The sequence below is a fragment of the Alkalihalobacillus bogoriensis ATCC BAA-922 genome (assembly GCF_000621445.1).
Lineage (GTDB): Bacteria > Bacillota > Bacilli > Bacillales > Bacillaceae_F > Bacillus_AO > Bacillus_AO bogoriense.
In genome coordinates, this window is sequence record NZ_KK211278.1 from 466,341 (window position 1) to 475,972 (window position 9,632).

The 9,632-nt window shown below is 37.3% G+C and carries 10 protein-coding genes and 1 rRNA gene; all 11 read left to right on the forward strand.

From position 1 onward, the window contains the following. The first annotated feature begins 17 nt into the window (after positions 1-17). Positions 18-563, forward strand: a complete 546-nt coding sequence (locus tag T323_RS0121070; RefSeq protein WP_026675046.1) for an NUDIX domain-containing protein — start codon at positions 18-20, stop codon at positions 561-563. 6 nt (positions 564-569) lie between these two features. Beyond that, complete coding sequence (locus tag T323_RS0121075; RefSeq protein ID WP_026675047.1) at positions 570-1,733, forward strand: endonuclease Q family protein; 1,164 nt, start codon at positions 570-572, stop codon at positions 1,731-1,733. A gap of 110 nt (positions 1,734-1,843) precedes the next feature. Next, positions 1,844-2,485, forward strand: coding sequence for a stage II sporulation protein M (gene spoIIM / locus T323_RS0121080; RefSeq protein ID WP_180320856.1), 642 nt, complete (start codon positions 1,844-1,846; stop codon positions 2,483-2,485). Positions 2,486-2,784: 299 nt separating this feature from the next. Continuing rightward, a complete protein-coding gene (gene fur, locus T323_RS0121085; protein WP_026675049.1) occupies positions 2,785-3,249 on the forward strand; it encodes a ferric iron uptake transcriptional regulator in 465 nt (154 codons plus the stop codon). 192 nt (positions 3,250-3,441) lie between these two features. Continuing rightward, entirely contained in the window at positions 3,442-3,672 is a 231-nt protein-coding gene (locus T323_RS0121090) for a YqzK family protein (protein ID WP_026675050.1), read from the forward strand. A gap of 23 nt (positions 3,673-3,695) precedes the next feature. After that, complete coding sequence (gene xerD, locus T323_RS0121095) at positions 3,696-4,586, forward strand: site-specific tyrosine recombinase XerD (RefSeq protein ID WP_026675051.1); 891 nt, start codon at positions 3,696-3,698, stop codon at positions 4,584-4,586. A gap of 84 nt (positions 4,587-4,670) precedes the next feature. Continuing rightward, complete coding sequence (gene deoB, locus T323_RS0121100; protein WP_026675052.1) at positions 4,671-5,849, forward strand: phosphopentomutase; 1,179 nt, start codon at positions 4,671-4,673, stop codon at positions 5,847-5,849. A 15-nt stretch (positions 5,850-5,864) separates the two neighbouring features. Continuing rightward, the gene (locus tag T323_RS0121105) at positions 5,865-6,680 is read left to right on the forward strand and encodes a purine-nucleoside phosphorylase (protein ID WP_026675053.1); all 816 of its coding nucleotides are present in this window, start codon (positions 5,865-5,867) and stop codon (positions 6,678-6,680) included. Between the two features lie 14 nt (positions 6,681-6,694). Further along, entirely contained in the window at positions 6,695-7,522 is an 828-nt protein-coding gene (locus T323_RS0121110) for a purine-nucleoside phosphorylase (RefSeq protein WP_026675054.1), read from the forward strand. 14 nt (positions 7,523-7,536) lie between these two features. After that, positions 7,537-8,838, forward strand: a complete 1,302-nt coding sequence (locus tag T323_RS0121115) for a pyrimidine-nucleoside phosphorylase (protein WP_026675055.1) — start codon at positions 7,537-7,539, stop codon at positions 8,836-8,838. A 530-nt stretch (positions 8,839-9,368) separates the two neighbouring features. Continuing rightward, positions 9,369-9,632: ribosomal RNA gene (locus tag T323_RS0121120) — 16S ribosomal RNA — on the forward strand; the annotation flags it as partial.

Below are 9,632 nucleotides of genomic sequence, written 5' to 3' on the forward strand. Positions count from 1 at the left end.
CTTGGAGGAATGTGAAGATGGATGAACACTTATACGAAAAAACAATAAGCACAACACCGATTTATAAAGGAAGAGTGATTGATTTAGAAATTGATGAAGTTGAGCTTCCGGATGGTAAGACAAGTAAAAGAGAATTAGTCCGCCATCCTGGTGCGGTTGCGATTATTGCTGTGACAACAGAAGGGAAATTAGTCGTCGTTCGGCAATATCGAAAAGCATTAGATCGTGTGATTGTTGAAATTCCAGCAGGGAAATTAGAAATTAATGAAGACCCGTTAGAATGTGCGATGCGTGAACTTGAAGAGGAGACAGGTTATAAGGCTGTGTCATTACAATATGTAACTTCTTTTTATACGTCACCTGGTTTTGCTGATGAAATTGTCCACCTATATTTTACAGATAGCTTACGCCATGGAACATGTCAAACGGATGATGATGAATTTGTCGAGCGGATAGAAATCACGATAGATGAAGCGCTTGAGCTTATCCAAACAAAAGAGATTTATGATGCGAAAACAGCATACGCTGTCCAATATTTACAACTTTTACATATAAACAGGTGAGGGAAGTTGCAAAAAGCATTTGTAGATTTACATATTCATATCGGGCGAACGAAAACAGGAAAAGCTGTAAAAATTACAGGTTCGAAAACATTAACATTACAAAATATTGTTGACTTTGCTTCTTCAGTAAAAGGTTTGCATATGATTGGCGTGATTGACTGTCATGTACCTGAGGTCATTTCTGAAATAGAAGAGGCGATTCAAAACGGGTTTGCTAGAGAGCATGAAGATGGAGGCATTGTTTTTTCCAATAATCTTGTCGTACTTCTCGGGTCAGAAATTGAAGTATATGATGAGCATTCAAGTGGACCTATCCATGTTCTTGTTTATTTGCCTACCATTCATAAAATGAAACAATTTAGTGAGTGGCTTGCATCAAAAATGAAAAATCGAAATTTAAGCTCCCAACGGATTTATGAGAACGGAATTGTTTTACAAGAAAAAGTTAAATCGCTAAAAGGATTATTTATTCCAGCGCATGTTTTTACTCCTTTTAAAAGTGTGTACGGTAAAGGAGTAAAACAGAAAATGTCAGAAGTGTTCCGCCTAGATTTAATAGATGCAGTAGAATTAGGTTTAAGTTCAGATACATCAATGGCAGAACAAATTAATGAGTTATCCGAATTTCCATTTTTAACAAATTCTGATGCGCATTCTCTTGAAAAAATTGCAAGGGAATATCAAGTGATGGCCATGAATGATTTTTCGTTTGCTGAACTTCAAAATGTCTTGCAAGAAAAAAAAGGCTGTCATATTATCGCAAATTACGGGTTAAACCCAAAACTAGGGAAATATTATACGACGAGCTGTGCCAAATGCTATAAACAAAAGTGTGCTGATGTTTGTCATTGTGGACATCGTCAATTTATAAAAGGAGTTTCTGAGAGGATAAAGGAATTAAGAGGGGAGGGAAATAGAAAAGAGCGCCCTCCTTATATCCATCAAATTCCGTTAGAATTTATCCCGAAGTTAGGGCCAAAAACATTACAAGCGCTTCGTGACCATTTTAGAACAGATATGGATATTATACACCACGTATCGAAGAGCCAATTACAAGCTGTTGTCAAAGATAATATTGCCACTTTAATAGATCAAGCTAGACTTGGAAAATTAGTAGTTGAAGAAGGTGGCGCAGGCCGTTACGGAAAGGTGAAACGAGAGGAAGCATAACCATTAGCTTCCTCTATTATTTTCTTCTCTAGTTGCTAATAATTGCTGTCATAGATTTTGGTTTCAGAACATAGATTGGAATATAAGCGTGTTAGGGAGGTAATCCAATCATGAATAGAAATAGGATCGGACAGGCCATAAGTTATCATATCGAAGAAAATCGCTCGATTTATCTTTTTACCATTGTACTTTTTCTTGTTGGAATTGTGTTTGGTGCCATTATTGTTAATAGTTTAAGCTTAACGCAAAAAAATGATTTATATATGTACTTAAATCAATTTTTTGGACAAGTCGAAGAAGGACAAATTGCTCAAGCTTCTACGATGTTTACTCATACATTTTCACACTATGCAAAATATTTTGGGTTAATGTGGATTTTAGGTTTATCTATTATTGGGCTACCGGTTATTTTAATTTTATTATTTTTAAAAGGTGTTGTTGTTGGCTTTACAGTAGGGTTTCTCGTTAATCAAATGGGCATGTCTGGATTTTTACTAGCTTTTGTTTCTGTCATGCCACAAAACTTTATTCTTGTGCCAGCTTTTATTATTGTATCCGTTGCATCAGTCTCCTTTTGTTTAAAGATGATTCGTAATCAATTTGTGAAACGCAGCAATATGCCGATTTTTCCACAATTTTTAAGATATTCGATGCTTATTTTATGTGTAGGGGGCCTATTAGCTGTAGCATCTGCGATTGAGGCCTATGTTTCTCCGGTAGTCATGAGAGTTGTAATATCAAGTTTCATTTAATAAATTTATTTAAAAAATAAGAAAGCATAAAATTTTTGGTCTAGCAGCGAAGCTTTGAAAGCTTATTCAAGAAGAGCGAAGGCTGCGCACCTGCGCGTTTCACCCCAAGAAGAGCACTTGTGGTTCACTGTCAAAAGCGGGCAGGGCTCCGCACTTCGCTGGAAAGAAAAGACGCTCCGCGTTTTTCTTATTTAATAATTATTTTGTTTTGATAATCATTATCATAAGATAATCCCTTTGACACCTTTTTTTAAAATGATTATAATAATGAGAGGAAGTCGAGGGAGGGGCAATATAAAATGGAAAACCGCATTGAGCGCATCAAAAAACAGTTGCACTCACAAAGCTATAAGCTTACCCCGCAACGAGAAGCGACGGTTCAAGTTCTATTAGAGCATGAAGAAGATCATTTAAGTGCCGAGGACGTATACCTCCTTGTCAAAGAAAAAGCACCAGAAATTGGGTTAGCGACTGTCTATCGAACATTGGAATTATTAACAGAATTAAAAGTTGTTGATAAAATAAATTTTGGTGATGGTGTTGCACGGTATGATTTACGACAAGAAGGAGCGGAACATTTCCACCATCATCTTGTTTGTGTTGAATGTGGAGCTGTTGACGAAATCCAAGAAGATTTACTTGGTGATGTCGAAGTTATTGTTGAGCGGGATTGGAACTTTAAAATAAAAGACCACCGATTAACGTTTCATGGGATTTGTTATCGTTGCCACGATAATCAAAAAGAAGAAGAGAAGGAAGAATAAGAACTTTTTCATAAGGAAAAGGTTCTTTTTGCATTTACATATTAAGAAAACATAAGAAATTCTAGTATAGCAGTGAAGTATTGAAAGCTTATTCTAGAGAATCGATAGTTCTAGGTATATTTCAGACCATTTTTGGCATATCTTGTACTAAAGAAATAATAGTACGGGAAATGTTGATTAGGAGGTCTCTTCATGAAGTCGTGGCTTCAATTAGTTGGTAATACAGTGAAAGTGTTTATCGTATTTATGGGATGCACACTTATATTTTATTATGGTATTCTATGGGTAAGTAAAGAATATGAGAGTTATCACCGATATGATGAACCAAAAGGCCGAGCGGTCAAAGTGGTTCAAATGGACGAGCACCAACCTTTACCTGAATGGGTTGAGCGTTTAATGTTTTTCTATCATTTTGGTGAATAGCTCAAATACTAGGAGCGATGGTTATGAACGATCTGATTTCGGATTTTATCCATTACGTCATTGTAGAACGAGGATTGTCAGACAATACGGTTCAGTCGTATAAACGTGATTTAACACAATATCATTTGTACGTAAACGAGGTTGAGCAAATTTCACACGTCAATGATATTGATCGTTCCATTATTTTAAACTACTTATATTTTTTAAAAGATAAAGGACGTGCTGATACCACGATTGCTAGAACGATAGCTTCGATTCGTGCTTTTCATCAATTTTTATTAAGAGAAAAAGCAGCTGACCAAGATCCGTCAGTTCATATTGAAATTCCAAAAACAACAAAGCGTCTACCAAAGGTTCTCTCGCATAGCGAAGTTGAAGCGCTCTTAGAAGCTCCAAATGGTAATGATGACTTTTCTATTCGAAATAAAGCAATGTTAGAGTTGTTATACGCTACCGGAATGCGCGTTTCTGAGCTGTGTCAACTAGAATTAAAGGACGTTCATATATCGATGGGGTTTATTCGTTGTATTGGAAAAGGGAATAAAGAACGCATTATCCCACTTGGTTCACATGCGACTAAAAGTATGAATGACTATTTGGAGCATTCCCGTCCAACGATGCTAAAGAAAAATTCTCACCATAAAGTATTTGTGAATCATACAGGGAAACCTTTATCCCGACAAGGGTTTTGGAAAATTTTAAAAATACTTGCGAAAAAAGCAAAAATTGAAAAAGAATTAACGCCTCATACACTTCGCCATTCTTTTGCGACGCATCTCCTTGAAAATGGAGCTGACTTAAGAGCAGTGCAAGAAATGTTAGGTCATGCTGACATCTCTACAACTCAAATTTATACTCATGTCACAAAAACTCGTTTAAAAGATGTGTACGCCCAGTTTCATCCGCGGGCGTAATTTTTTTGTGAGCTACTTGCTTATTATTTCTTTTCATATTCGGGTATAGTAAAGGCAAGGAGATTGGATAAAGGAGAAGATTGGATGGCAACTCAATTTAAGCGAATATTTGTAATCGTCATGGATTCTGTAGGAATTGGAGAAGCACCAGATGCTGATAAGTTTGGCGATAAAGGGGCAAATACGTTAGGTCATATTGCTGAGGAACGAAATGGATTATATATGCCAACAATGGCGAAACTTGGATTAAGTCACATACGAGAAATACAAGGAGTAGAAAAGGTTGCGACACCTCTTGCTCATTTTGGAAAAATGGCTGAAGCTTCCCACGGAAAAGATACAATGACTGGTCATTGGGAAATTATGGGCTTGTACATAAAAGAACCTTTTCAAACATTTCCGAATGGATTTCCGCCAGATTTAATCAAACAGCTGGAAGAGTATTCTGGACGGAGTATTATCGGAAATAAAGTGGCGAGTGGTACGGAAATACTCGATGAGTTAGGACATCAACATGTGGATTCGGGTAGTTTGATTGTTTATACATCAGCGGATTCAGTGTTGCAAATTGCCGCGCATGAAAAAGTGATTCCACTCGATGAGTTATATGACATATGCAAAAAGGCTCGTGAACTAACAAGAGAAGCGCCTTGTATGGTTGGCAGGATTATTGCCCGTCCATTTGTAGGTGAACAAGGAAAATGGGTAAGAACACCAAACCGTCATGATTATGCGCTAAAACCATTTGAAAGAACAGTAATGAATGATTTGGTGGATGCAGGGTATGACTCACTAGCGATCGGAAAAATTAGCGATATTTTTGATGGGGAAGGAATTTCTGAGTCCATTCGAACGACATCAAATGATGATGGGATGGAGAAATTGATTCAAACGATGAAACGAGATTTTACCGGTATCAGCTTTTTAAATTTAGTTGACTTCGATGCGAAATTTGGTCATCGACGTGATCCGAAAGGGTATGGTGATGCGTTAGAGACATTTGACACTCAACTTCCTGATGTACTAAATAATATGAAGGAATCCGATTTGCTTATCATAACAGCCGATCACGGCAATGATCCTGTCCATCATGGAACAGACCATACAAGAGAATATGTACCGTTACTGGTGTATCACTCCGAGAGTAAACCGGGGAAAAGTTTAGGTGTTCGTTCTACGTTTGCAGACATAGGAGCTACGATATCAGCTAACTTTAATGTAAAAATGCCAAGATACGGTATAAGTTTTTTACAAGAATTATAATAAGGAGTGAGTGTAATGAACGAAAAAGCAATCTCAGAGGCAGTATCTTTTTTACAAAAAAAGATTGAAGTTACACCTCATATTGGCTTTATTTTAGGGTCTGGGTTAGGTGTATTAGCGGACAAAATTGAAAATCCGATTACAGTGCCATATGAAACAATTCCACAATTCCCTGTTTCGACTGTTGAAGGCCATGCTGGACAATTAGTGTTTGGTCAATTAGAAGGCAAACATGTAGTCGCGATGCAAGGAAGATTTCATTTTTATGAAGGATATAGCTTAGATAAGGTAACGTTCCCAGTCAGAGTGATGAAATCTTTAGGGGTTGAAACGATCGTTGTAACGAATGCTGCTGGAGGAGTGAACGAAAAGTATTCTGCTGGAGATTTAATGCTAATTAAGGACCATATTAATAATATGAGCACAAATCCATTGATTGGACGAAATGATGAATCATTTGGTGTTCGTTTCCCTGATATGTCGAATGCGTACTCCCCACGATTGCGGACTCTTGCAAAACAAGTAGCGGACAAATTACATATTTCATTACAAGAAGGTGTGTATGTCGGAAATACTGGTCCCTCATATGAAACACCTGCTGAAATTCGAATGCTCCGTAAACTAGGTGCGGATGCGGTTGGGATGTCGACAGTACCAGAAGTGATTGTTGCTAGGCATGCTGGAATAGAAGTGTTAGGTATATCTTGTATTTCCAATATGGCTGCGGGTATTTTAGATCAACCATTAAGTCATGATGAAGTAATGGAAACTACAGAGCAAGTGAAAGAAGATTTCCTTGCGCTAATTCAAGCGATTGTCAAAGAGATGTAAGGGGGACATAACATATGAAAGAATTAATGACGAAAATTAATGAATCTGCAGGGTTTATAAAAAATAAGATTACAGGTATACCAAAAATCGGCTTAATCTTAGGATCGGGTCTTGGAGAATTAGCTGATGAAATTGAAAATGCGGTAAAAATACCGTATGAAGAAATTCCAAATTTTCCGGTCTCAACAGTTGAAGGTCATGCTGGTCAACTTGTCTTAGGCCAACTCCATGGGAAACAAGTTGTCGCAATGCAAGGTCGCTTTCATTATTATGAAGGCTACACGATGCAAGAAGTGACATTTCCTGTTCGAGTGATGAAACAGTTAGGGGTCGAATTACTTGTTGTTACAAATGCTTGTGGTGGAATGAATAAATCGTTCGCACCAGGAGACCTTATGTTAATTGAAGATCATATTAATATGACAGGTGCAAATCCTTTAATTGGACCGAATAATGAAAATTTAGGACCGCGGTTTCCTGATATGAGTCAAGCGTATACAGTATCAATGAGGGCGTTTGTAGAAGAAACAGCTAAGAAATTAAGTATTAAACTGCAAAAAGGTGTTTATGCAGGTATCACGGGACCTACTTATATGACAGCAGCCGAGTTAATTATGCTCCGGAATATTGGCGGAGATGTTGTTGGGATGTCAACCGTTCCTGAAGTAATTGTTGCTAGTCATAGTAATATGAAAGTTATTGGATTGTCTTGTATAACGGATATGGCAATAGGAGAAGAGTTAGAAGGGATTACTCATGAAGAGGTTGTAGCGGTAGCGAATAAAACAAAACCAACGTTTATTAAACTCGTAAAAGAAATTGTAGCAACAGTGGAATTGTAGAGGGTGTGTGTCAGATGCGAATGGTAGATCTTATCGAGAAGAAGCGGGATGGTTTTCCGTTAGATAAAAGTGAAATTGAATTTGTCATTCAAAAGTATTCGAACGGTGAAATTCCAGATTATCAAATGGCTGCTTTTGCCATGGCTGTTTTTTTCAAAAACATGACAAATGAAGAAAGATCTTATCTTACTTTGGCCATGGCTGAATCGGGAGATAAGATAAACCTTAGTGAAATTGAAGGAATAAAAGTTGATAAACATTCCACTGGTGGCGTTGGTGATAAAACAACAATTGCATTAGCTCCTTTAGTCGCTGCAGTAGGGGTACCAGTTGCTAAAATGTCAGGAAGAGGATTAGGGCATACAGGTGGAACAATTGATAAATTAGAATCGATCCCTGGTTTTCATGTTGAAATTACAAATGAACAGTTTATCCAATTAGTAAATAAAAATAAAATAGCGGTTGTTGGTCAAACTGGAAACCTCGCACCAGCGGATAAAAAGCTTTATAGTCTTCGTGATGTTACGGCAACTGTGAATTCAATCCCATTAATTGCAAGTTCAATTATGAGTAAAAAAATTGCTTCAGGTGCTGATGCAATTGTTCTTGATGTTAAAACTGGAACAGGAGCATTTATGAAGGAGTTAGATCAATCTATAGAGCTAGCTCAAGCCATGGTCGAGATAGGAAATCAACTCGGAAGGCAAACAACAGCGATTATTTCCGATATGAACCAGCCTCTAGGTTATACAATCGGAAATGCCCTTGAAGTAAAAGAAGCAATTGAAATCCTTCGTGGACAAGGCCCTGAAGATCTGAAAGAATTGTGTTTAACATTAGGGAGTCAAATGGTCGTTCTAGCAAAAAAAGCAGAAACCGTTGAAAAAGCAAGGCAGTTATTACAGGAAGCGATTATATCTGGAGAAGCAATAAAGAAATTAAAACAATTCATTGTCGCTCAAGGTGGAGATGGAACTGTAGTAGATGATCCTGAAAAGCTTCCAATTGCACCATTTGAAATCGAAGTTGATGCAGATGAATCAGGATATGTTTCTGAAATTGTGGCAGATAAAATTGGGAAAGCTGCTATGGTTTTAGGGGCTGGTCGAGCAACAAAAGAGTCAACGATTGATTTGGCCGTTGGGATTACACTTAAAAAGAAAATTGGAGATGCAGTAACTGTTGGTGAAACGGTGGCGGTGTTGCATGCGAATTCTGAGAATGTCGACCGAGTTATCGAAATGGTGCAAGGTTCATTTACAATTATAAAAGACACAGTCCAAAAAAATAAATTAATCTATAATATCTTTTCTTAAGTAATAAAGTGGAATGCTCCAAGTTTGATTTGGAGCATTTTTTTATTTTTCTAAAATAAGTTTAGGACAAAAAGGTGTGAGGGAATCATTACAACGTAAGAGAAAAAATATCATACCATTGATAACTGTAAAAATACCAAAAAGTGGACTTGTAAAAGAGGTTGTAATCGTAATTTTAACATGTTATATTATTTCTTGTCGCTAAAAACGGCACACGATAATGAAGGAAAACATTTTACAAACGTTCTCGTTTATTTCCAGTAATTTGATATTGAAATAAGAACAGAAATGATGGTAAGATAGTTTTTGTCGCTACAAGCGAACCTCACTTTTAACACAATTCAAACGATGAGTTGATGGTATTTACCAAAAATTAGTTGTTGTCATGAGTGTTAAAAAGATGGTATGATATTATTCTGTCGCTTTTTGACAGCCGGTGTCTGACACCGCAAATAGCTCTTTGAAAACTGAACAGAAAAAAGCCAAGCGAATGAAATGAAATGAATTATTTTTGAGCTATATCAAACACTTTTATGGAGAGTTTGATCCTGGCTCAGGACGAACGCTGGCGGCGTGCCTAATACATGCAAGTCGAGCGGACTTCATGAGAGAACTTGTTCTCTTTTGATGTTAGCGGCGGACGGGTGAGTAACACGTGGGCAACCTGCCCTGTAGACTGGGATAACATCGAGAAATCGGTGCTAATACCGGATAATAGATGGAATTGCATAATTCCATTTTAAAAGATGGCTCCGGCTATCACTACAGGATGGGCCCGCGGCGCATTAGCTAGT

Excerpts from the sequence above, each read along its gene's own strand:
- T323_RS0121105 (WP_026675053.1), top strand. The coding sequence starts at position 5,865 with ATGAACGAAAAAGCAATCTCAGAGGCAGTATCTTTTTTACAAAAAAAG.
- deoB (WP_026675052.1), top strand. The coding sequence starts at position 4,671 with ATGGCAACTCAATTTAAGCGAATATTTGTAATCGTCATGGATTCTGTA.
- spoIIM (WP_180320856.1), top strand. The coding sequence starts at position 1,844 with ATGAATAGAAATAGGATCGGACAGGCCATAAGTTATCATATCGAAGAA.
- xerD (WP_026675051.1), top strand. The coding sequence starts at position 3,696 with ATGAACGATCTGATTTCGGATTTTATCCATTACGTCATTGTAGAACGA.
- T323_RS0121110 (WP_026675054.1), top strand. The coding sequence starts at position 6,695 with ATGAAAGAATTAATGACGAAAATTAATGAATCTGCAGGGTTTATAAAA.
- fur (WP_026675049.1), top strand. The coding sequence starts at position 2,785 with ATGGAAAACCGCATTGAGCGCATCAAAAAACAGTTGCACTCACAAAGC.
- T323_RS0121070 (WP_026675046.1), top strand. The coding sequence starts at position 18 with ATGGATGAACACTTATACGAAAAAACAATAAGCACAACACCGATTTAT.
- T323_RS0121090 (WP_026675050.1), top strand. The coding sequence starts at position 3,442 with ATGAAGTCGTGGCTTCAATTAGTTGGTAATACAGTGAAAGTGTTTATC.
- T323_RS0121115 (WP_026675055.1), top strand. The coding sequence starts at position 7,537 with ATGCGAATGGTAGATCTTATCGAGAAGAAGCGGGATGGTTTTCCGTTA.